Annotated in this window: 30 protein-coding genes and 1 pseudogene; 17 read left to right on the forward strand and 14 right to left on the reverse strand. The window is 37.4% G+C overall.

Annotated features, from left to right (window positions below):
- The first annotated feature begins 355 nt into the window (after window positions 1-355).
- Window positions 356-1,537, forward strand: a complete 1,182-nt coding sequence (locus tag BT999_RS08480; RefSeq protein ID WP_072697359.1) for a tyrosine-type recombinase/integrase — start codon at window positions 356-358, stop codon at window positions 1,535-1,537.
- A 10-nt stretch (window positions 1,538-1,547) separates the two neighbouring features.
- Here BT999_RS08480 and BT999_RS12745 read toward each other — a convergent pair.
- The 12 genes and pseudogenes from BT999_RS12745 to BT999_RS08550 form a co-directional block, all read right to left on the reverse strand.
- Window positions 1,548-1,685: pseudogene (locus BT999_RS12745) on the reverse strand (helix-turn-helix transcriptional regulator); the annotation flags it as partial.
- A 2-nt stretch (window positions 1,686-1,687) separates the two neighbouring features.
- Window positions 1,688-1,912: a hypothetical protein gene (locus tag BT999_RS08490; RefSeq protein ID WP_072697361.1), complete on the reverse strand. Its 225-nt coding sequence runs from the start codon at window positions 1,910-1,912 to the stop codon at window positions 1,688-1,690.
- Between the two features lie 15 nt (window positions 1,913-1,927).
- The gene (locus tag BT999_RS08495; protein ID WP_072697362.1) at window positions 1,928-2,281 is read right to left on the reverse strand and encodes a nucleoside triphosphate pyrophosphohydrolase family protein; all 354 of its coding nucleotides are present in this window, start codon (window positions 2,279-2,281) and stop codon (window positions 1,928-1,930) included.
- Between the two features lie 192 nt (window positions 2,282-2,473).
- On the reverse strand, window positions 2,474-3,298 hold the full coding sequence (locus BT999_RS08505; protein ID WP_072697364.1) for a hypothetical protein: 825 nt from the start codon (window positions 3,296-3,298) through the stop codon (window positions 2,474-2,476).
- A gap of 12 nt (window positions 3,299-3,310) precedes the next feature.
- The gene (locus BT999_RS08510) at window positions 3,311-4,234 is read right to left on the reverse strand and encodes a DUF1351 domain-containing protein (protein WP_072697365.1); all 924 of its coding nucleotides are present in this window, start codon (window positions 4,232-4,234) and stop codon (window positions 3,311-3,313) included.
- Complete coding sequence (locus BT999_RS08515; RefSeq protein WP_072697366.1) at window positions 4,234-4,446, reverse strand: hypothetical protein; 213 nt, start codon at window positions 4,444-4,446, stop codon at window positions 4,234-4,236. The genes BT999_RS08510 and BT999_RS08515 overlap by 1 nt, the downstream gene beginning before the upstream one ends.
- 11 nt (window positions 4,447-4,457) lie before the next feature.
- Window positions 4,458-5,537: a hypothetical protein gene (locus BT999_RS08520; protein WP_072697367.1), complete on the reverse strand. Its 1,080-nt coding sequence runs from the start codon at window positions 5,535-5,537 to the stop codon at window positions 4,458-4,460.
- 13 nt (window positions 5,538-5,550) lie between these two features.
- Window positions 5,551-6,384, reverse strand: a complete 834-nt coding sequence (locus BT999_RS08525; protein ID WP_072697368.1) for a PD-(D/E)XK nuclease family protein — start codon at window positions 6,382-6,384, stop codon at window positions 5,551-5,553.
- Window positions 6,375-6,836 (reverse strand): hypothetical protein, encoded by a 462-nt coding sequence (locus BT999_RS08530; protein ID WP_143145522.1) that lies wholly within the window; start codon window positions 6,834-6,836, stop codon window positions 6,375-6,377. Before BT999_RS08530 ends, BT999_RS08525 begins: the two co-directional genes overlap by 10 nt.
- 1,051 nt (window positions 6,837-7,887) lie before the next feature.
- Entirely contained in the window at window positions 7,888-8,616 is a 729-nt protein-coding gene (locus BT999_RS08540) for a DUF5131 family protein (protein ID WP_072697371.1), read from the reverse strand.
- A gap of 54 nt (window positions 8,617-8,670) precedes the next feature.
- On the reverse strand, window positions 8,671-9,738 hold the full coding sequence (gene tcmP / locus BT999_RS08545) for a three-Cys-motif partner protein TcmP (protein ID WP_072697372.1): 1,068 nt from the start codon (window positions 9,736-9,738) through the stop codon (window positions 8,671-8,673).
- 34 nt (window positions 9,739-9,772) lie between these two features.
- On the reverse strand, window positions 9,773-10,411 hold the full coding sequence (locus BT999_RS08550) for an XRE family transcriptional regulator (RefSeq protein ID WP_072697373.1): 639 nt from the start codon (window positions 10,409-10,411) through the stop codon (window positions 9,773-9,775).
- Between the two features lie 113 nt (window positions 10,412-10,524).
- Between BT999_RS08550 and BT999_RS08555 the strand changes: the two genes are divergently transcribed.
- From BT999_RS08555 to BT999_RS08580, 6 genes are all read left to right on the forward strand, one after another.
- Window positions 10,525-10,737, forward strand: coding sequence for a helix-turn-helix domain-containing protein (locus tag BT999_RS08555; protein ID WP_178139339.1), 213 nt, complete (start codon window positions 10,525-10,527; stop codon window positions 10,735-10,737).
- Between the two features lie 82 nt (window positions 10,738-10,819).
- Window positions 10,820-11,194 carry a hypothetical protein gene (locus tag BT999_RS08560; RefSeq protein WP_072697375.1) on the forward strand — a complete coding sequence of 125 codons (375 nt, stop codon included), beginning with the start codon at window positions 10,820-10,822 and terminating at the stop codon, window positions 11,192-11,194.
- A 1-nt stretch (window position 11,195) separates the two neighbouring features.
- Window positions 11,196-12,290 (forward strand): hypothetical protein, encoded by a 1,095-nt coding sequence (locus BT999_RS08565; RefSeq protein ID WP_072697376.1) that lies wholly within the window; start codon window positions 11,196-11,198, stop codon window positions 12,288-12,290.
- The gene (locus BT999_RS08570) at window positions 12,220-12,720 is read left to right on the forward strand and encodes a hypothetical protein (protein WP_143145523.1); all 501 of its coding nucleotides are present in this window, start codon (window positions 12,220-12,222) and stop codon (window positions 12,718-12,720) included. The genes BT999_RS08565 and BT999_RS08570 overlap by 71 nt, the downstream gene beginning before the upstream one ends.
- A gap of 26 nt (window positions 12,721-12,746) precedes the next feature.
- Window positions 12,747-13,199 carry a RusA family crossover junction endodeoxyribonuclease gene (locus BT999_RS08575; RefSeq protein WP_072697378.1) on the forward strand — a complete coding sequence of 151 codons (453 nt, stop codon included), beginning with the start codon at window positions 12,747-12,749 and terminating at the stop codon, window positions 13,197-13,199.
- A 41-nt stretch (window positions 13,200-13,240) separates the two neighbouring features.
- Complete coding sequence (locus BT999_RS08580; protein WP_143145524.1) at window positions 13,241-13,426, forward strand: hypothetical protein; 186 nt, start codon at window positions 13,241-13,243, stop codon at window positions 13,424-13,426.
- A 10-nt stretch (window positions 13,427-13,436) separates the two neighbouring features.
- On the opposite strand, the gene BT999_RS08585 is transcribed toward BT999_RS08580, so the two are convergent.
- Both BT999_RS08585 and BT999_RS08590 read right to left on the reverse strand, forming a co-directional pair.
- Window positions 13,437-13,892, reverse strand: a complete 456-nt coding sequence (locus BT999_RS08585; RefSeq protein WP_072697380.1) for a type II toxin-antitoxin system YhaV family toxin — start codon at window positions 13,890-13,892, stop codon at window positions 13,437-13,439.
- On the reverse strand, window positions 13,885-14,523 hold the full coding sequence (locus tag BT999_RS08590) for a hypothetical protein (RefSeq protein ID WP_072697381.1): 639 nt from the start codon (window positions 14,521-14,523) through the stop codon (window positions 13,885-13,887). The genes BT999_RS08585 and BT999_RS08590 overlap by 8 nt, the downstream gene beginning before the upstream one ends.
- Before the next feature lie 320 nt (window positions 14,524-14,843).
- On the opposite strand from BT999_RS08590, the gene BT999_RS08595 reads away from it, so the two are divergent.
- From BT999_RS08595 to BT999_RS08640, 10 genes are read left to right on the forward strand one after another with little or no spacing between them, the layout of a single operon-like run.
- Window positions 14,844-15,341 carry a glycoside hydrolase family protein gene (locus tag BT999_RS08595; protein WP_072697382.1) on the forward strand — a complete coding sequence of 166 codons (498 nt, stop codon included), beginning with the start codon at window positions 14,844-14,846 and terminating at the stop codon, window positions 15,339-15,341.
- A gap of 4 nt (window positions 15,342-15,345) precedes the next feature.
- Window positions 15,346-15,777 carry a holin family protein gene (locus BT999_RS08600; RefSeq protein ID WP_072697383.1) on the forward strand — a complete coding sequence of 144 codons (432 nt, stop codon included), beginning with the start codon at window positions 15,346-15,348 and terminating at the stop codon, window positions 15,775-15,777.
- Between the two features lies 1 nt (window position 15,778).
- Window positions 15,779-16,036 carry a hypothetical protein gene (locus BT999_RS08605; protein ID WP_072697384.1) on the forward strand — a complete coding sequence of 86 codons (258 nt, stop codon included), beginning with the start codon at window positions 15,779-15,781 and terminating at the stop codon, window positions 16,034-16,036.
- Window positions 16,023-16,355 carry a hypothetical protein gene (locus BT999_RS08610; protein WP_072697385.1) on the forward strand — a complete coding sequence of 111 codons (333 nt, stop codon included), beginning with the start codon at window positions 16,023-16,025 and terminating at the stop codon, window positions 16,353-16,355. The genes BT999_RS08605 and BT999_RS08610 overlap by 14 nt, the downstream gene beginning before the upstream one ends.
- 2 nt (window positions 16,356-16,357) lie before the next feature.
- A complete protein-coding gene (locus BT999_RS08615) occupies window positions 16,358-17,884 on the forward strand; it encodes a hypothetical protein (RefSeq protein ID WP_143145526.1) in 1,527 nt (508 codons plus the stop codon).
- 24 nt (window positions 17,885-17,908) lie between these two features.
- Window positions 17,909-18,208: a DUF4406 domain-containing protein gene (locus BT999_RS08620; protein ID WP_072697386.1), complete on the forward strand. Its 300-nt coding sequence runs from the start codon at window positions 17,909-17,911 to the stop codon at window positions 18,206-18,208.
- 36 nt (window positions 18,209-18,244) lie between these two features.
- Entirely contained in the window at window positions 18,245-18,463 is a 219-nt protein-coding gene (locus BT999_RS08625) for a hypothetical protein (RefSeq protein WP_245791001.1), read from the forward strand.
- Window positions 18,464-20,143 carry a portal protein gene (locus tag BT999_RS08630; protein WP_072697388.1) on the forward strand — a complete coding sequence of 560 codons (1,680 nt, stop codon included), beginning with the start codon at window positions 18,464-18,466 and terminating at the stop codon, window positions 20,141-20,143. It begins immediately after the preceding gene.
- Window positions 20,144-20,407 (forward strand): Bbp19 family protein, encoded by a 264-nt coding sequence (locus tag BT999_RS08635; protein WP_072697389.1) that lies wholly within the window; start codon window positions 20,144-20,146, stop codon window positions 20,405-20,407.
- Between the two features lie 4 nt (window positions 20,408-20,411).
- Entirely contained in the window at window positions 20,412-21,065 is a 654-nt protein-coding gene (locus tag BT999_RS08640; RefSeq protein ID WP_072697390.1) for a hypothetical protein, read from the forward strand.
- Window positions 21,066-21,116: the final 51 nt, after the last annotated feature.

Below are 21,116 nucleotides of genomic sequence, written 5' to 3' on the forward strand. Positions count from 1 at the left end.
GGTAACTTGCGGGTAACAAGCAAGGCGTATATAGACTAATACTCATATAAAACAAACGCTTGTAAAACTTTAACGTGTCCCACCTTCTCCGCCAACTATAAGATTTAATAAAAATTATAAAGAGTCATAACGAAAGATTAACCAAGTAAACGCCTATCTTTTAAGAGCAAGAAAGAGCTAGGAAGAGTTGAGAAAGTTATAGACAGCCAAGCAATTTATAGGGTAACTTTAAGGGTAACAGAAATATTACCTAAAAAGTTACCCTTATCTTTTGTGAAAAATATCGAAATATTAAAGGTTTATAAAGTTTATAATGCTGGGTAACTAAAACAATTGAGTTGTCGAGGGTTTAGTTATGGCACTAACAGAAAAAGAAATAAGTTCTTTGAAGCCCAAAGAAAAGCTTTATCGTAAAGTAGACAAAGATAATTTATTTATTGAGGTTCCGCCTTCAGGTAAAAAACGTTGGCGGTTTCGTTTTCGTTTTAAGGGTAAGGATCAAGGCGTGTCTATTGGCATTTATCCTGAAATATCTTTAAAAGATGCTCGTTTAAAGGCTCATGAATTTAAAACAATGCTTTTAAACGGCGAAAACCCAGCAGATAGAAATAAAAAGAAAGCAAGCGAATATACTTTTAAAGATATTGCAGTAGAGTTTTTTGAAAATAATGCCCACAGGGTAACTCAAAATTATAAAGAAGATACTTTTAACCGCATTCAAAACCATGTATTCCCATTTATTGGCGATATGCCTATTGATACCATCACGGTACATCATATAATTGAGCTATTAAAGCAAATGGAACGGCTTAAGATTTTAGAAACAGCTAAAAGAATGCGTCAAAAAATAGCGGAAATATTCAGGTATGCTATTGTCTTGCGTTTATGTGATCACAACCCCGCAGCCGATTTACAAGGGCTTATCCCCCCACCCGTTAAAAAACATTATGCCACTATCACAGATGAAAAAGAAATAGCCCATTTGTTAAGGGCTATAGAAAATTATCACGGTTACGCAGGTACAAAATTAGCTTTAAAGATAGCCCCTTATATTTTTGTTCGCCCTGATGAACTGGCGGGAGCTGAATGGTCTGAAATTGATTTTGAAAAAGCTGAATGGCGTATACCGGCTGAAAAAATGAAAATGAAACAGACGCACATTGTGCCTTTAGCACGGCAAGTTGTGGAGCTATTTCAAGAAGCGAGAGAAATATCACGCAGTCAATATTGCTTCCCCTCGCTTAGAAGTCAAAAAAGAAGAATTACCCCTGATGCTTTGAGAATGGCACTCAGAACATTAGGGGTAACTAAAGAAGAACTTACTACTCATGGTTTTAGGGCTATGGCTTCAACCCTGCTTAATGAGCAGGGTTACAACAGAGATTGGATTGAGCGTCAGCTGGCACATGGAGAGCGGAACTCTGTTCGCTCAGCTTATAATCATGCTGAATTTTTGAACGAAAGGCGGAAAATGATGCAAGACTGGGCGGATTATCTGGACAATCTGAGAGATACTCTAGGTATTGGTCATAAATAGCCAAGTCGTTTTTTCTTAGAAAAGAAGAACGCCCAATTTTTATATAATTGGGGAACTGGTCTTTTTTTATCAAGGTTCTTATTTTTGAGACTGATATTTTATAGACTTTTGAGACTTCTTCCAAAGTAAACATTTTTTGTTCTGTCATGGTTATTCTTTCGCCTCTTCATATTTTCTTTCTGCGTCTTTAAGTGCTTTTTCATAGAAAGGGATAGCCTCTTGTTGTGTTATAAGAGAAAACACACCAACTGTTATATTATTTTCGTCTTTAATTTCAGACACCAATATATCAATTCCTTCTTCACTTATTTTTTTTACAACATTAGATAATGCATTTTTTAAAATTTTTGCGAGTAATAGGCTGTTAGTTTCCATGCTATTTCCTTCTTATTAAACTATTTTACCACCGTGGCGGTGTGGGCGTGTTTTATTAGTCTTGTGTTTTGTGGCGATACAACTTTCTAACGGCAGATTTAAAAAGCCCGCTAGGTCAAATATTCTAAGCACAGCATCAGCGAGTTCTTCAGTAAACATTAATTTAGCAGGAATATTAAAATCACCGCCCACTAATACAGTTGAAGACCTGTAAACTTCTAAAGCTTCAGATAATTCAGAGTGCATTAAAGATATTTGAGTCGGGATAAAGTAAGGTGAGAGCTTGCTTAAATCTTCTCTGTCTATGTCATCATACCAGCCTTTTTCTACTGCTAATTTGTGGACTTCGGCGGGAGTTGGGATATTCATGATTTATCCTTTATTTTTTTACCCCTGATGTGAAAACAAAAGGGGCATTCTTTTAATCTGTTGACTGTTCCGCACTTTTCGCAGGCTTTAGCCTTTAAGCCGTCGGACAGTTTAGCCATTTTACAAGAGCCATTAATTAAGGCGAAGTTCTTTGGTTTAAACTTCGCCTTTTGATTTGGGCTATCGCCTGAATTATTGGATTGGTTGGTCATCGTCTGGGCTTTGTCCTGCTAGGTCGTCATTCATTGGAATTTCGGTAAAATCGGCATCGTGAACTTCTTCGTTATTTTCGTCATTATCCGTTTTAGCTTCTTCACTTTCACTGACGGCGGTTATTGCCAAAATTTCTTGAGGCGGTGGCGGGGTATTTGTTTTTTTATTGAGAGGTAAAGGAATTTGCATACACTTTTCTTCATCTGTCATTGGTCTACGCTTGACAATGTCATGAGGTGGGTTTGCATCAGTCCAGACCATTTCATTTGTGTTAAAATCTGCTACCAGATCACAAAAGATTTCACGCTCTTCTTTACCGGTTAAATAGAGTCTTGAAGCTGATTTAGCATTTGTCTCATGCCCTTCAATTTGTCTTTTGAATTGCTTACGAATGCCGTCAAGTTCGCTTTCAAGCCTTGATATATTTGACAACGCTTCCGCCATTTCTTGACCGTATTCTAGCTTTTCTGTGTCGTTTAAGTCTTGGGTTACGGTTATTGTTTCGCTTCTTAAAAAATGGGCATCGTGTTTAAAGGGTTTAGCTTCCGTAGTTTCTGGAGCTTCTTCTAGGGGTTCGGTTGCCTGTTTTTGAGTTTCTGTTTCCTTTTCAAAACCGTGTTTTATAAAACCCTTTTGGTCATAAAGCCATTCCGGCAACTCAATAGTTGTTATTTCGCCCTCTATACCGATAAAATCTATTTGGCTAAGCGGTAACCATTCTTCAACGCCACAACAATCAACAAGCATTGCTTCATCTGTTATTTTTAGTATTGTAGCTTTAATAAAAGTCATTTCACCTGACATATTAAACTCCTTTTATTCAACCACTGCTGAACACTTAAGACAAAGGCGTTTTAGCTCTTGATAAAGAGCCGCTACTTTTTCGCTATTTGATGTTGAGTATTCAGCAGTAATTGTTAGTTTTTTAGTTGTTAAAAGTTTAATGCCAGCTTCTTCTAAAGTTTTCACCTGTGAAACTGGTTGTGGTTCTGGTTTAGGTGCTTCTTTTTCAGCAAGCGTAATTGTTAACTGGTTAGCCTCTTTAGGCATACCGCCTTGAACTGCTTTTTTGTTGTTTTCAAATATTAAGCGTATGTTTTTTGAAATTTCAGCAAGGCTTAAGTTTGGGTCTTGAAGGTGGCTAAAGAGTCTAAAAGCTAATGGCGTATCAAATTCTATAGCCAGTTTTTGAATTTCGTTGTTTATAAACTCTATTCTGTCGTTTTTTGCGTTTTCAGCCAGTTTTTTAAGCTCTTGTTCTTTTTTATAAGCCGTGATTATTTCAAGAATTTCGCCTTTAATATGAAGAAGCTTTGTTGTTTTATTCAGCCATTCGGGTTTAATATTGATTGTAAGCTCTGGCGTGTTTTCTTCTGTTTTAAAGCGTTCAATTTCAGCTAAAACAGCTTTACGCTTTTCTTCTCGCTCTTTTTCAATATAAACCTGAACTTGAGTGTCTAACTCTTCACGAGTTGTTTTAAAGATAGAGATTATTTCTTTAATTTGGAGTTCAAATTCTAAAATAGGCAAAGAGACCTGTTTGACAAGTTCTTTGCGTTTATCGTCTATTTCTCTCGCTACCTTGTTTAGCTCTGCCATGTCTTTTTTAATTTCTGTAACTTGGTCTTCTGTTACAACTAGCCCATTGTATTTTTCTACAAAAGATAACGCCCAGTTTTTAAGCTGGGCGTAATTTGTGGAGACTTGGGGGAGCGTCTCTATTTTTGCTGAAACTTCCATTATTTTTCCATCTCCTGTTTCTGAATTAAAAGCATTCTGTCTAAATCCTCTCCTGTTAATCTGTAATAATATTCATCATCGCAGAGAGAGCAAATTAACGAAGCTCTATAAATAGAGTTATTAAAAAACGAAATTGGGACATCATCTTCGTTGTCGCAAAATGGACACTTCACCGTTACAGCAAGCTTTGTATCTATTAACGGTTTAGTCATTATTTACCGCCTTAAAAGTCTGGGTTATCGCCATCAAAAGCAGGACAACCAGCCCGACAAGATTTAGAAGCACAATCAAGTTCATTTACTTGTTTTGTCCATTCAGTATTTGGACAAAGTATCATGTTGATATTGTCTTTTTCAGGTTCGGTGGTTTGTTCTTTTGGGGCTTGTGTCTGGGTCTGGGTTGATTTAGGAGTTTTCTTTTCAGATTGTTTAGGGGGTAAAGGTGGCGTTGTTGGCTCTGGTTCTTGGGATAAAGGGGTTTGAACTGCTTCTAATTCCACTATCTTTACCTGGTTAAAATCACTAGAACTTATTGTATTAACTTCGTTATTCGCAACAACTTCATAAGTATCAGTTACGTCTATGACTTCATGTTCAGATTGTAAGCCCATTAAAAGCTCTGGGGCGTACATCTTGCCGAAGAAAGAAGCGGCTCTATATCTTAACATTAGTTCGGGCATAGTCTGCCACTTTGAACCGTTTTTTTGATACCAACCTTCAAGCACCGCCATTTTCATAGAAATAGTTGGAGACTCAAGCTTAACGCCTGTTTTTTGGTCTGTAGCCCACGCCTTACAACAAATGTTTTGTATTTTAAGTTCTTTTTCTACTTTATTGCTTTGTCTTTGACCGTTTGGGCTAGTTCCCCAAACTGTTTCTTGATATTTAACAACTTCTTCGCCCATATCAATTAATTCAAATCTTAAGGGCGTGAATTTTCCGCTAGAGTTAATAAAGGCAATAATGGAAGTCGCAGACCAAGCGGGCTTACCTTCTACTATATAAAGGTTTTGCATAACCATTAACGGATCCGCTTTCATTCTGTTAGCCATATTTAAAGCGATAATACAGTTAGGAAGAGCGGTTTTATTAATTACTTCTCTTTTTGTTGTTTTATCAACCACAATGTTTCGATATTGAGCAGGAACTAAGCTTGAATCAGATAGCATTTTAGCAATGCGTTGCATCATTTCAAAGCCTTTTGTACTGTTAAAGCCAATTTCAACACTATCATTGTTAGCAACTATATTATTTTGTAACTGTGCAATGTTTGTTGTTTGCATATCTGTTTGAGCTTGAGACATATAAAAAACCTCTTTATTTACTGGTACAGGTTAAAAAGTTTGGGCAGTATTTAACATGACACATCATGCTTTTTGGATTGCCGTAAAAAATACCGCTATGCAGGACATTAGAAGCGTGAGTTAAAACACCTTTTTCAAGGCTATTACCAATTAAAACATCTTTAGCATTTTTAACGGTGCCGATACCGATACGTTGAGCTTTAGCGGTAGCCCCTGTTTGCATACCGATAATCAAGGCGGGGGCTGTTAAATCACAACCCAAGGCATGAGCGGTTAAAAGTTCGTAAACGGCGAGTTGTGTTTTATGCCCGCTTGTTTTTACTGTTCCGTCAGCACTAACGGCAGTTTTACCCGTTTTTACGTCAATAATGCCGATATTCTCAAATTCATCTTGATATACTCTATCAGTCGTACCAGTTAAAATTATACCTAAATCGCTAATTAACAAGTCAGGGCAAGTTAATTCAACCGCTAAATATTTTAGAGTTCTTGCGTATTCGTTACAATATTTTGTAACCAGCGGTTTAGTTATTTTTTCTAGGTCAGCTTGGGTTAGTTCTTCAAACTTGATTTCATCTTTTGGTTGCCATATTTCTTCAACAGCAACACCCACGGCATCATCAACGCTTATTTCTTGTAAATTTAAAACGCCTAAGTCAAAAGCGGCTGTTCCTTTATGGATTGCCGTTCCGAGTAAGGCTATTTCTGTTTTTGGTAGGTATTTTTTATAAATATTTTTAGACTCCCAACGGCGGGGACAGTCTAATAAATCAGGTAAAGAAGAAGCCCTAAGGCGAATTGCGTTAGGGCTTTCGGTTATCACTTGTCTTTCTGTATCTAGCAACATTCGCAAAACTCCATATCGGGACAACGTAAAAAGATTAATGTATTTATACTTAGCGGTTCGCAAGATTCAAACCATTTTTGAGAATAACGCCCTTTGTAAAAAGTTTTATCGCCGGATATTTTAATATCTTCGAGCATATCAATTATATAATCGGCTGTCGGGTTATCTTCCGGCTGTAAGAACCGACAAAACTTTCCGCAGGCTTTTGCAAAATTAAAGTTTTGCTCTTCTTCATATTCTTCAAGAGCAAATTCTTTTAATTCTTCTGTTTCGAGAACTTCACAATTTTTAAACCACTTTTGAGTAGCTTCGCCTAAAAAGGCATATTGATCATTTTTATACCTAATCGCTTCTAAAGTATCATAAACGGCTTGTTCGCCCTCGTGGTCAATAAATTTACATAGACAGCCCAAGGACTCGTCAATTCTTACATCAAACACATCGTAGCTCACTAGCTATTCTCCTTGAATAAATTTCTCTTTCGTAAGGGTTTATAAATTCCAAAAGCTCTGTATCATTCGTTTGTTTCGCCTGTTTTAAACAAAGTAAAATATATTTATGGATTGTTTTTAAGCTCGCTAGCTCTGAACAAAGCGAGTTTATATATAAGTTATCTACCCGCTTTTTTATAAATTCTTGCTTGGTCATAAGTACCCGCTTTTTTTAAGGTTAAAGTTTTAATTTAACTTTTTGTTTTGTGCTGGGAATAAAAAGACACTCACAGCACATTTAAAAAATTAAAATTTGCATATTTTCCGCTCCGGCTTGTTCTAAACGCATTGGGATTTTATTCCGTACAACGCCTAGATAGGGCTTTCTTCGCTCTGATTTTCAAAGATTTAAAGAGTGATAAATTGTAGGCGGGAACTAATAGAACATTGGGTTATCCAACACCCGCCTACTTCGCCTCAGCCAATAAATACAACTAATAGTAAGAAAGACTTCCCTGATTATTTCTAAACAGAGATGTTAAAAGGTTAAGTTTAAAGGTTATTTAAAAACAAAGCCTCTAGTTGATAGAGAGGGTCATCGTCATGGTGCAGTAACCACAACATTTTTGCTAAAGTGTCGCTGAGCCTTTTAGCTTCTCGCTCTCCGGTCTATTGCGTTATCTTTAGCGAAAATTTAATCTTTAATTTGAGTTAAGACCTCGCTTAAACCGTTGTAAGCTGTCCCAGCAATGTTGGCGTTTAGTTCAAAACGGTTATCCAACACCCCTTTCGGCTGCCCGTGTAAAAGCTTTTTGAGGTAACAATTAACAAGCTAGCTATATTGCTACTTCTATTCGTAAATATTCTTTCGCAAGCTTTCTTGTTCGTTGTTGAGCTAAATATATTTCATTTTGAAATGTATTTCAAGAAATATTTCAAATAAAAATGAAATATTTTCAAAAAAAATTACATTAAATAAAAAAACATGACTAAAAGTAAGGAATGGACAGAAAAAAGGACAAAAAAAAAGCCCCAACGAATGCTGGGGCGGGTGGTTAAAAACTTTTGTTTCCTAAAAAATGCAACAATATTCTGTTTTTTGGGGGAAGCTGTGCCAAACCTTTCCATCTAATTCATGACCTGTTTTCTTTTTATTTACACCACCCCATTGCTTAAAAAAGAATGGGACACTCTGTGTTTTACATTGCTCACGTATACTAATCACCCATTCTTTATCTATTGGTCTTGCACCTATTCCAGACTCTCCACCAACTATAACCCACTGTATATTGTCAAGATTAAGCTCTCCTAGATCAGCGATAAGTGGTTCACAGGATAAAAAGCGTAAGGCAGCAGGCACTTTTCGTAAATGATCTATTCTGTCTTTATATTGCGGAGCTTCAACACTCACACCAACCCAAATGTTTGGGTGCCATTCAAGGCGTGGTGCCAATGTTGCTAAGCGTTCAGATCTTTTTGTTAATACCTGAAAAGTGTGCTGAGGGTTACGCTTTGCTACGTTAAAAACCTTTTGAATAAAAACTAGAGGAACATCTTCATGAAATAAATCGCTCATTGAGTTAACAAAAATCAAGCGTGGCTTTTTCCACTTAAAAGGCATTTCTAATACGTGTTCATGCATTGTTAAATTGAAGCCATTTATATAATTCGCACTACCCATTGCTTGTAAGCGTAAAGCCATTTTTTCAGCGTAACAATTTTTACAACCACTACTAACTTTAGTACACCCAGTTAAAGGGTTCCATGTTGTTTCTGTCCATTCTATTTTAGTAGCACTCACTTAATTTCTCCTGATTGTTTAAAACATAATACCATGAGCAAACAACAAAAACAACTAAATATCAGCATATACCAATCGTTCAGCCTCTTTCATAACCCTATCATAGCTAAGAGCAGGAACTTTTTTTAGCAAGCCTTCTTTTTTTAATTTAGATAAAACTTCCTTAGCGTGCTTTGGTAAAAAACCTGAAGTTAAAGCATAAATATAAATATCTTTATTAAATACAAACTCTTTGTTTCTTATTTTTTGTTCTAATTCATCTTGAAAATTTGGTATTTTTTTCGGTATATTAAGCTCTGGCAGTAAAGCTAATTGGTCTTGTTTAACAACATCACCACCTAGATTATAATTCGCTTCACCATTATCTGACTTGTCCCAGAGAACCTTTAAAAATTTATCTAAGCCAAGCAAATGTTTAGAGCCAAAAATTATGCAATAAATATTATTATTGCGAGAATTTTCTTTCTTTAAAGAGAAGGGCACAAGAAATATGTCATTATTATGAACTAAGCTTTTAAGATGAGTACACAGATATTTAGGCATATCTCTTTCAGTCACCTTTTCAGGAATACCGAGTTGTTGAAAGCCTGGTTGCTGACAAAATCTTGCAATTTGACTTGAAGGTATAAATAATAAAAAATCTGTTTTTTTAAAAGAAAACAAAGAGGTCAATACTTCTTGGTAGTTAACTAAACCTGTAGGATCCAAAAAGAAAAAATTAGCTTCGTCTTTATGAAACCCCTGCTTTTTTATCTGCTCAAAGCACTCTTCAAAAGATTGTGATGTGTATAAGCATTTTATATTTTTCAGGTATGGTTCTGTATTAACCTTAGTTTGGTCTACTTTCTTTTTATCTTTATCATTAAACCAAATAAAAATCGTTTTATTTTTACTACTCAGGTTGTCTTTATGCTTGTTAATAACACTACAAACTTGCAAGGGGCTTCCTGAATTATCTTTTTTATCAACACCAGGACCGCAAAATAAATCAAAAATATTTATTCGCTTAGTGTATTCATCATGAACAAAAACAGGCAACCAAGAGTTTAAATAATCTGCAAATATATCTAGCTTTAGAATACTTGCACTATCAAACTGCATATCGTGAAAATCTTTTGACATAAAACCACCTTTTTTTTAACTACAAGGCTATTTCTTAATACTCCCGACAGCTCCAGACCATGCGACCATGGATCTCAAAGTTTACAGATTCATCATCTTTATTTATTTCTATTGGCTCATAATCAGGATTATCAGACTTTAGAATAATTTTACCCGGTTTTGTTTCCAAGCGTTTTATCATTAGTTCATCATCTATTCTTATTAGGTAAACATGCCCCGTGGTTACGTCTTTTTGTTTTAAATTTATCAAAACCATATCACCATCGTTCAGCGTTGGACTCATAGAATCGCCCGCAACATGAAAAAGACGCATAGTTTCAACGGAGCCGCCTTTACGAGTTAAAAAGCTTTGGTGAAAGGAGTACCAGCCCGTTATGTCTCCGTCTGTCTCCAACCCGCCATTCCCCGCCCGAGGACGGGCTTTAAGCAAGGGAATAAACTCAACATCGGGCTTATCTTCGTCTATTTTGTAAGCAAAAAATTCAGGGATTGTTATATCAAGGGCATCGCATATCTTTTCTAAGTTTTCGGTAGTCATACCTCTACGACCAGTCAACATATTAGAAATATGACTTTGAGTTATTCCTGCTTTATCTGCTATATCTTGTTGTTTTAGATTTAGCTTAGTAAGCCAATATTTTAAAGCTAGTGATGTAATTTTTTCTGCACTCATAAAAATATCCATATTTGTTATATAGAATGTTTATATTTCTTTTAGAAATAATCGTCAAATTTCCTAAAGCAATATATCTTGTTTTTTATTTTAAAATGAAATATATATATTTCATGAAAACACATAACAATACAAAAACACAGCAAGATATTGCAACAAAATGCAATATTAGCCAGCCACATTTCTCAAATATAGTGAATAAAAGACGTGTTCCCGCCCCCATTGTCGCAAAAAAATTAGAAGAAGTAACAGGTATAAGCCGTTTATATTGGCTTTACCCTGATGAATTTGATCAGGCGGGGAATAGGGTGTTTCAGACCACTTAAACAGGGTTATCTTTTCACTTAGCTATATTTATATTATCGCCAAAACTTTAGAAAATCTTTAGACTTTTATCGGGTTTTTTATATGAAAATCAATAAAATTTGCCCTGTTTGCGGGCTTGAGTTTTTAGCCATGCGTGATTTTGCTATATATTGCTCTGGTAGGTGTAGAAATAAAGATAGAAACAAAAAAGAGCCGACACTCAAAACTTGTTCTTTTTGTAAGTCTGAGTTTTTAAGTTCTCAGCCACATGCAAAATATTGTTCTCCGCTATGTTCTCAAAAGGCAACATACGAGGAAAAAGAAAAACGCAGAAGACTTAAAAACTTAGCAAAACCACGAGTATCAGAGTCTAAAATTAAGCGTTATAGTTATGATTTAAGCTTTAACTTAGATCAAGAATTTTGCCCCACAGATCAAGAAACGTTTAGACAGCCAGACCCGGCTTTGGGATTTTAGAATGAACACAGATTTTAGAGTGCAAACAGATTTTTTAAGTCATCATAAAACTAAAAAACTGAAAAGACGCTTAGGCTCTGACGGTATTATCTGTTTAATTGCTCTTTGGTCCTATACGGCTAATCATCGTTCTAGCGGTATTTTAAGCTGTATGAGTATTGAGGACATAGAAATAGCCGTTGACTGGGAAGGTGGCGAAGGGGAATTTGTAACGGCACTTTTTGAAATCGGTTTTTTAGAATTTGAAAACGATACTTATATTTTACATAACTGGTTAAAGCATAATCCGTGGGTTGCGGAAGCTGAAGAACGAAGCGAAAAAGCTAGAGCAGCGGCTCACGCAAGGTGGGGAGTTAGTAGCCAGAAAAATAAAACTAATAAAGATAGTGAGTTAATGCTAAATAATGCTACCGCATCAAGCGAGCATATGCTAAATCATGCTAACGCATTAAACGAGCAATGCCCCTCTCCTCTCCTTTCCTATCCTAACCAAGATAAGAAAGAAGGTTGTATTAAAAAAAGAGAGTGTATAAATATACCGCGTGAAGCAGAAGAAAAAAACGAAAGCCACACTCCCCCTGTTTTGGGTTCTGAAAAAAATTTAACGCCTTTGGCAAAGCCAGAAGCAAAACAGGACGTAAAGCAAGCAGAAACAAGACAGCCCAAAGCAGAAGATAAAAAGCTTTTTGGCGATTTTGTAAAGCTTAGCGAAAAAGAATATCAAGAGCTTATCAAGCTAAAAGGCAAAGAACTAACGCATAAAGCTATAGAAAAATTAAACTTTTATATTGGGTCTAAAGGCAAAGATGATTATAAATCGCACTATTTCGCCTTGCTCAAGTGGGCGTTTAAAGCCGTAGCAGAGGACGAAGCCAAAGCCTTACCCGCCAGAGCTTCACCCGCTGATGGGCGGGCTAGTGGGCGAACGGGGTACACGAAAAAAGAAGAAGCTAGGCATGGTTTAGCTAGTTTAGCCTTAAGTTTAAAACGTCATAACGGTCAAAAAGGGCAAGAGGGAGAAGAGAATGGCAACACCAACAGTTGTTTTGGAGCGGATAACCGCCCTTGCATTGATATATCGCCCAAACATGAGTGAGGCAGAATGTCAGCTTTTGGCGGAAGAATATCACGATTGTTTTGAAGACTTGAACGATGCGGCGTTTAGACAAGCGGTTACTTCGGCTATGAAAACTTGTAGGTTTTTTCCAACGCCGGCGGATATTCAAGAGGCTTATAATAACTGCCCCGCTCAGCCCATCAAGCATTTAAACAATGGTCCTTTAGCTCTTGAAGGCAAGACAGAAGAAGAACTTTTTAGAGAAAGCGAAATTTGTGCAATGATTTTTAATCTTGGCATGAAAGGCAACATTCAAGCCAAAGAGTTTTTAAGCAAAGGTCAAAAGACTGGTTCGCCAGAGTGGGAACATGAAGCATTTAAGCTTTTAGGTGATAGATACCCCGTTAAGCCAAAAGTTGCGTTTGAGCGTGAAATAAAACAAAACCCTGAGGTTTTAGCAAAGCAATAGATTTCAATAAAAGGCAGGCTAAAAAAATGAGCATAAAAATAATTTTACCCGTTGTTCCAAAAGCACAGCAACGCCCAAAGTTTTGTAACCGTGGCGGTTTTGTTAAATCTTACAAGGCGAATACTCAAGTTGCGGAAGAAGTGGCAATTGAGAATTTATTATTGCCTTATCGCCCCGCTACGCCTTTAACCGGAGCGTTATTTTTAGGCGTTAAAGTTTACCTACCCATTCCGCAAAGTAAGTCTAACAAGTGGAAGAATAACGCAATATCGGGCATTGAACGCCCCACAACAAAGCCAGACTTAGATAATTTAATTAAAAATATCAAAGATTGTTTAACACGGCTTTCGTTTTGGCGTGATGACGCTCAGGTAGTAGGCTATTTAGAAACAGGTAAATTTTATGGAGAACAGCCACGTTGGGAACTCGAAATAATCAGCCAAGAAGAGCTAAAACCAAGCCAAGCGTCTTTAATTTAAACTTGGATTTAATTTTAAACAGGGTAAATATATTTATAACAATGACAAATCATTACAACGTTTTACCTATCCGCTTAAAAAGCACAAAAGAAATAGCCGAAGCCTTTCGGGTTTCTCGCAATATGGTGTTTAAGTGGAAAAAAGAAAAAGCCCCTATCGTTAGAGTTGGTAGGGGCTTGCAAGCTGATTATTATGAGCTTAGTAAGTGGCTTAATGAGCGGGGGTAAAAAAAGATTTTTAAGAAAATGGCTGTGCGGTTAATAATAGCTCTTCTATTTGATTGGCAATTTTTTTATTTTTAAGCTTTTTTTTAAAAACTTTATATACATCTGTTTTAGATCCATCTTTGCGTAAAGTGCATTCGTCATTTAACCAAGCAAAACATACTTTTTGTTCTTTTTTTGAAGGCAGAAAAAATAAACGGTATCTATCAGATAGCCCATGTCTTTTAACCCTCCTCCAGTGGTTAAATGATTTTCCTAATGTTTTACCCAAACGATAATTGATATGTTCTGGATCTTCGCAGACAAGAGGCATTAAGTTTTGCAAGGTACCAAACAACTTTGCATCAGGGTGTTGTTTAAAATTATTAGGGTCTTTTTCTTTTAAGACTAAGGCTCTATAGAATAGAGTCTGATATTTATTACGAAAAAGACCACCAAGCCAAGCAGTATAAATATTGTTTTTAGTCATCACAGTTTATCTCATCTGCTAAATCTTGAGCGAGTTTTTTCATGCGTTTTGATAATATAGCAGATTCAAATAAGTTGTTTTCGGACAGGTTAAGTACTTGACCCAAGGCTTCATCAATCTCTTCTGGTTCTTGCTTCGTAGCTTTTGTCTCATTCGCTATTTTTTCTTCTAAGTAAAATATAAGTTCGCTTGGGTGAGGTTGGTTAAATAACTTATGCCAATGTTCTAAGGCTAATTCTAAAGTAACCGCATCTTCTGTAGCGAGAGAAGATTCAATAACATCATTTATTATCACTTTATCTGTTGGGTACTTTTTAAAACCTAAACAAGCTACTTCATGCAATTTATACATTCTGCCTAGATGTCTTAATATCTTCATGCTGTTCAAAAAAGATGCCTTGTGATTAGCTATATTTACAACTGACATAACCGCATTAACAGCTTCTTCGTTTTTGTTTTGAATAGCACAAAGCAAAGCGTGAGCAAGTAATGCTCCTTCTTTATTGGCTTTGGCTAGTTTATCAATCTCTTGGTTATATTTATAAATTTGTACTTCTGTTAAAGTATCAAGATTTATAAAACACTCAAATAAAGGTTCATTTATCTCATTAATTTTTGTAGCTGGTAGCATGGGCTTTACCTAAAAGTTTTTTAATCAGTTATGTATAAAGATTTAAGAAAGGGAATTAAAGGAGTTAATCGTTTTTTAAGATAAGCTATTTTGTTGCATTTGTATTTTAAAAAAAATTATTTTTTATGCTTTTAATACACAATGAAAATAGTGCAAGTCTTGCTTTTTGTCAATTTTTAAAAAGCTGTCAAGTTTTTTTTTGCGTTAAAGTGTACCGATAGCGTATCGGTAGAGTATTGATAGAGTACTATTTTTTATAAGCCACCTAAAAAGTTAAAAACCTATGTTATGTTTTTAGCAAAATTTAGGGGGCTTTTTTTATGATTAACAACTTAAAGTTTATTAGGCAACTAAAACGCCACGAAGGCTGTAGAAAAAACAAAGCAGGGCTTCATATTGCTTATCGCTGTACTGCTGACAAATTAACAATCGGTTATGGGCATAATTTAGACGCTAACCCTATTCCGGGTTTAATTCTCAAAGAAAAAGACACAATAAACGAAGAGCAAGCCGAACGTCTTTTAAAGGCTGATATTTTGGCTTGTATTGATGATTTAGACAGGCATTTAAGTTGGTGGCGTAACTTAAACGAAGCCCGTCAGGCTGTTGTTGTAAATATGTGCTTCAACTTGGGGATTACAAGCCTTTTAAAGTTTAAAAACACTTTAAGATTTATACAGCTTGGGAACTATGATCAAGCCGCTAAAAACATGATGCAATCACTTTGGTCGCAACAAGTTGGTGATGGTGTTGGCGGATATTTTGACAGAGCTGAAGAGTTAGCAAAACAAATGCAAACCGGTCAGTGGCAGGTTTAGCGGTATGATTGACGGAATTTTTAATTTTGGAACAAAGATAATTGATAAGTTGTTCCCCGATAAAAACGAAGCTGAACGGGCTAAATTAAAGCTAATTGAGCTACAGCAAAATGGCGAACTAACACAAATGCAAACATTGTTTGAGCATGATTTGGCTCAAGCAAAAATTAATGAAGTTGAAGCGGGACATAGTTCTATTTTTGTTGCAGGTTGGCGTCCTGCTGTTGGCTGGGTGTGTGTTTTAGCAATCGCTTGGAACTTTTTATTTCAACCCACGTTCAACTGGGTTTTACTGGTCGCAAACCCTGAAAGTTTAAGACACTTGCCTTCACTGCCTCGTGCTGATTTTGGCGAACTCTTTATTATTTTAGCTAATATGCTTGGTTTTGGTGCTTTAAGGTCTTGGGAAAAAATCAAAGGAATAGGAACAAAATAGAATGAATACAGAAATGCTCTTAGTTATCGCCAGCTTTAGCTTGCAATTTTTACTAGCAATAGTTGGTACATTGCTTTGGCATCTTTTTAAAAAAGTAGAAAGCAAGGTTGATGCACTTTTAGAACAGCGTTTCACTTGTAATGATAATTTTGCAAGTCGTGAGTCTGTTAACAAACTTTGGGACAAGGTGAATCAACATGACAATGCCATTACAACACTTATAGCAGACTATAAGCATCTAAACAATGACAAAACCTAAACAAACTAAAACAGCAACAGCGAAAAAACGAAGGCCCAAGGCTCAAGAGAATGAAGAAGCTAAGGTATTGTCTTATGCTGATGTTGTAAGGCTCGCAAAAGAGCAGGCAATTCCGGCGATCAACGCTTTAACCAATGCTTTAACAAGCCTTAAAGTAAGTGATCGCATCAACGCAGCCAAAGAGCTTTTAGACCGTGGATATGGAAAAACAAATCAAAAATTAGAATTAAGTGGCGAAATTAAACAAGATTTAAGCGTAAATCCCGAAGCTTTAGAGCTAATTGACAAGTTGTATTCAAACAAAACCAAGAAAAAGTAACAATGATGATACCTTTTGAAGATAAAAACGAAGCTAAGAAGCATTATGCAAAGCTTATTAAAATGAGCGAAAAGCAAAATGCTTACCTTGCGACAATAGCAGAGCTAGGCAAGAGAGACCTATTCTTTTTGCTCGTTTATCTTTTAAAGCGTGAAGATTGTTTTAATGACTGGGTGTTTGACCGCTGTAAAGAAGTACAAGCCAGCCCTAACGGGCATTTAGATTTATGGGCTAGAGAACATTATAAATCTACAATTATTACCTTTGCTTTAACCATTCAAGATATTCTAAACAACCCTGAAATAACAATCGGTATATTTTCACATACCCGCCCTATCGCCAAAGGTTTTTTAAAGCAAATTAAAGCTGAGTTTGAACAAAACGAATTACTAAAAGCGTGTTACCCCGATGTATTATATGACATACCGCACAAAGAAGCCCCGCAATGGGCAGAGGACTGCGGAATAATTGTTAAACGTAAAAACAACCCCAAAGAAGCCACGCTCGAAGCTTGGGGATTAGTCGATGGACAGCCCACAGGTAAACATTTTTCACTTTTAATTTATGATGATGTTGTAACTCGTGAAAGTGTTAGCACTCCTGAGATGATAGCCAAAGTTACTGAAGCTTGGGCATTATCTTTAAACCTTGGTGCTAGAGGTGGCGAACGCCGTTATATTGGGACACGTTACCATTTTAATGACACTTATAAAATAATGCTTGAGCGTAAGGCGGCGAACCCTCGTATTTATCCCGCTACAGACAACGGAGAAGCAAACGGACAACCACATTTATTAAGCAAAGCCGATTTAGAACAAAAGTATAGAGAAATGGGGGCTTATGTTTTTGGTTGTCAGATGTTGCAAAACCCTACCGCCGATAAAACTCAAGGCTTTAAAGAAGAATGGCTTAAGTATGCCGATGTTGAAGCTAATCACCGCATAAAATGGCAAGGAATGAACATTTATTTATTATGCGACCCCGCTCAGTCTAAAAAACAAGGCAGTGATTACAGTGTATTCGCTGTTATTGGGCTTGGACAAGACGGCAATTATTATCTTGTTGACGGAGTTAGAGACCGCTTAAACCTCACCGAACGCACCAACACTTTATTTAAACTACATCGGGAATATCGACCGCTAGATGTTGGTTATGAGCGTTACGGAATGCAGGCAGATATAGAGCATATTAAATTTATGCAAGAGAATCAGGGCTACCGTTTTAATATCACTGAGCTTGGCGGGGCTATGCCCAAGGTTGAACGCATACGCCAGCTTGTTCCTATTTTTGAGCAGGGTTTATTTTACCTCCCTTCTACTCTTCTTTTTATTGATGTTGAGGGTAAGGCTAGAAATTTTACGCATGAATTTGTTGAGGAAGAATATAAGGCTTTTCCCGTTTCTTCTCATGATGACATGCTTGATTGTATCGCTCGCATTTTAGACCCCAAAATGTGTGCGGTCTTTCCACGTTTAAAGCAAGGGGCATCACGTCAAAAGGCTAAGAATGATTTTAGTTTGTGGAATTAACAATTAACCACTGGAGTTTTAAATATGAAGGTTCTTATTTCTCAACCTATGAAAGGCTTAACAACTGAAGAAATCAACAAAAATAGAAAGGCTGTTGTTGAAAAACTGGAAGCCGAAGGACACGAAGTCATAGACAGTGTCTTTGAAGACTTTCAGGAAGCTAACTTTAAAAACATTCCTTTGGCTTATTTGGCAAAAAGTCTTGAATTAATCGCCAAAGAAGCTGACCAAGTAGTTTTTATGAAAGGTTGGCGAACGGCTCGAGGTTGTATTTTAGAACATCAGTGTTGTTTGGATTACGGCGTTAAAGTTTTATATCTCTAATTTAACAAACCAAAAACCAAGGAGTAATTTATGTGTATGGGCGGTTCATCACCAAGCATGCCGGAAGTAGCACCGGCACCAACACCACCACCGGTGGTAGCACCTATTTCAGCAGACCAAGACGCCGCAAGAGCTGGCGATAACGAACGCAAACGCAGACTAGCAGCGAGTGGCAGGAGTGATACTATTTTAACAGGTGGTTTGGGCGATACGGGAACGGCAACGGCTGGCGGTAAAAAGTTATTAGGTGAATAAATGAACGATGACAACGGCAACAAAGAACGTAAGAAAAAGTGTTTACGGCGTTTAACTAACCTTGAAGCCGTGCGTAAAGATTGGGAAGCTCACTATAGAGATTTAGCAACTCACTTTTTGCCAAGGCGTTCTCGTTTTTTAAACTCCGGAGACCATACGAACAAAGGCGACAAGTTAAATAAAGACCTAATAGACTCAACGGGTTTATTAAGTGTTAGGACTTTAGCCTCCGGTATGCAAAGCGGTTTAACTAGCCCCGCCCGCCCTTGGTTTAGGCTTGGGCTTCAAGATGATAACCTAGCTCAACAAGACGAGGCTAAAACATGGTTGCACGACACTCAAGAGAAAATGGTATCTGTTTTTAGTCGTTCTAACTTTTATGACTCAATTCACATGCTTTATCATGAGCTTGCTGTTTTTGGGACAGGGGCTTTAATTGTTGAAGAAGATCCGGATACGGTTATTCGTTGCCGTTGTTTCACCGTTGGGGAATATGCTTTAGACACTTCGGCAAGTGGACGGGTTAACGCTATTTATCGGCGTTTACGCATGACAGCCAAACAAATAGTAGAAACATGGGAGGACTGCCCCCAACGTATAAAAGACATGGCTGACAAAGACAACGGCGATTGGATTGACGTTTTACACGCTGTTGAGCCAAACGACAAAAAGAAAGATGACGCTAAAAACAAAAGAGAAAGGGCTTACACCTCTATCTACATGCTTTTAAGTGGTGGTAACGAAGTTTTAGAGGACGGTGGCTATTATGAATTCCCTGCTCTTTGTCCTCGTTGGGACGTAACGGGCAGTGATATTTATGGACGTTCGCCAGCTATGGACGCTTTGTCAGATTGTCGCATGTTGCAAAAGATGCAAAAGACCAAAATTGAAGCCTTAATTAAAGAAGTTAATCCGCCTTTAGCAGTTTATGGCGGTCAAGATGTTTACCCAGACATCAGCCCCGGGGCGATTAACTACGTTTCTTCGCTCGCTCAAGGTCAACAAGCGATAGCCCCGCTTTATCAAGTACGCTCTAATTTACAAGCTTTAGAAGGCACAACCGCAAGCATTCAAAACCAGATAAAACAAGTCTTTTTTAACGACTTGTTCTTGATGATTAGTCAGGTCAACAGACAAATGACCGCTACCGAAGTGGCAGAACGCAACTCTGAAAAGATGTTGTTGTTAGGTCCTGTACTTGATCGCCTGCGTTCTGAACTCTTTCAGCCTCTTATTGAAAGAGTGTTTGGAATTATGCAACGCAACGGCATGATTAGCCCGCCACCAGAGATATTACAAGGGCTTGAAATCAAAATAGAGTTTGTTTCTATCCTTGCTCAAGCTCAAAAACAAGCAGGTATTGCAGCAGTTCAACAAGTTGTTGGCTTTGTGGGTCAAAGTGCGGCTTTAAATCCTGAAATCATAGACAAGCTTGATTTAGATGAAGCGGTTGATCAGGTATCAGACATGCTGGGCGTACCGCCTAAGTTGATACGCTCTGATGAAGCCGTGGCACAAATCAGACAAGGCAGAGCAGCACAACAAGCCCAAATGCAACAGATGCAACAAATGCAACAAGGGGTAGATATGGCAGGCGGTGCAACTAAAGCCATGCAAAACGCAGGGTTGAACATTAAAGACCTTTTAGGTGGCGGTCAAAATGGGGAGGTAGTTCAGTAAATGGCAACCGTACAAAGCCAAGAGCTTAAGCACCTTCAGGAACAGGAAGATTTAAAACAGCTTTTAAAAACCCCCGCAGGGGTAAGAGTTCTAAGACGTATTTTAAAACAAACCGCCGTTTTATCGCCCTCTTATTCCGAAAAAGACCCTTACGCCACCGCTCACAACGAAGGATTAAGACGTACCGGTTTATGGCTACTCACTGAAATAGAAAGAGTAGACAAGTCAAAATTAACAACACTTTTATTTGAACAGGAGAAATAAAAATATGGCTGATGAAACAGACAACACTCAAGCAACGGAAACAGCAGGGGCAACGGAAACAGGCACAGAAACAAAGGGGGTAGACACCTTACTGACCAGAGATTTAACCACAACCACCGAACAGGAAACTGAGGAAACCAGCGAAACAGGCACAGAAGAAAAAGCAGAAGGCAAACAGGAAGAAAAGCCCGACCCTTTAGCCGTAGTACCTGAAAAGCCAGAGGGCTATCAACTCGCTTTTGATAAGAGCATTCAAGTTGATAACGCCTTACAAAGTCAATTTTGTAATACCGCTCACGAACTTGGCTTAAACCAAGGGCAGGCTCAAAAGCTGGCGGAATTATACGCCGGGCATATTGCCAAGAGTCAAGCCGAAAGTCAGAAGCAATTAGCCGAAACGGTTTCAAGTTGGGAGCAAACAATTAAAAGCTCTCCTGATTTTAAAAACAATATTGGTTTTGCTCAAAAAGCCTTGGCTCAATATGGAAGCCCTGAACTTATTGAAACTTTAAACCAAACTTATTTAGGCTCACACCCCGCTATATTTAACTTTATTTCTAAAATTGGAAAAGAGTTGGCAGAACCTAGTTTTCAGCGTGGCGAAGCTGGGGGACAAGGTAAAACAGCTGAAGAAGTTATGTACCCAAACAGTAAATAATAATTCAACTAATTAACCTTTAAAAAATAACCTTAAACAAGCAAAAGGAGC

The organism is Desulfovibrio litoralis DSM 11393 (genome assembly GCF_900143255.1).
GTDB lineage: Bacteria > Desulfobacterota > Desulfovibrionia > Desulfovibrionales > Desulfovibrionaceae > Frigididesulfovibrio_A > Frigididesulfovibrio_A litoralis.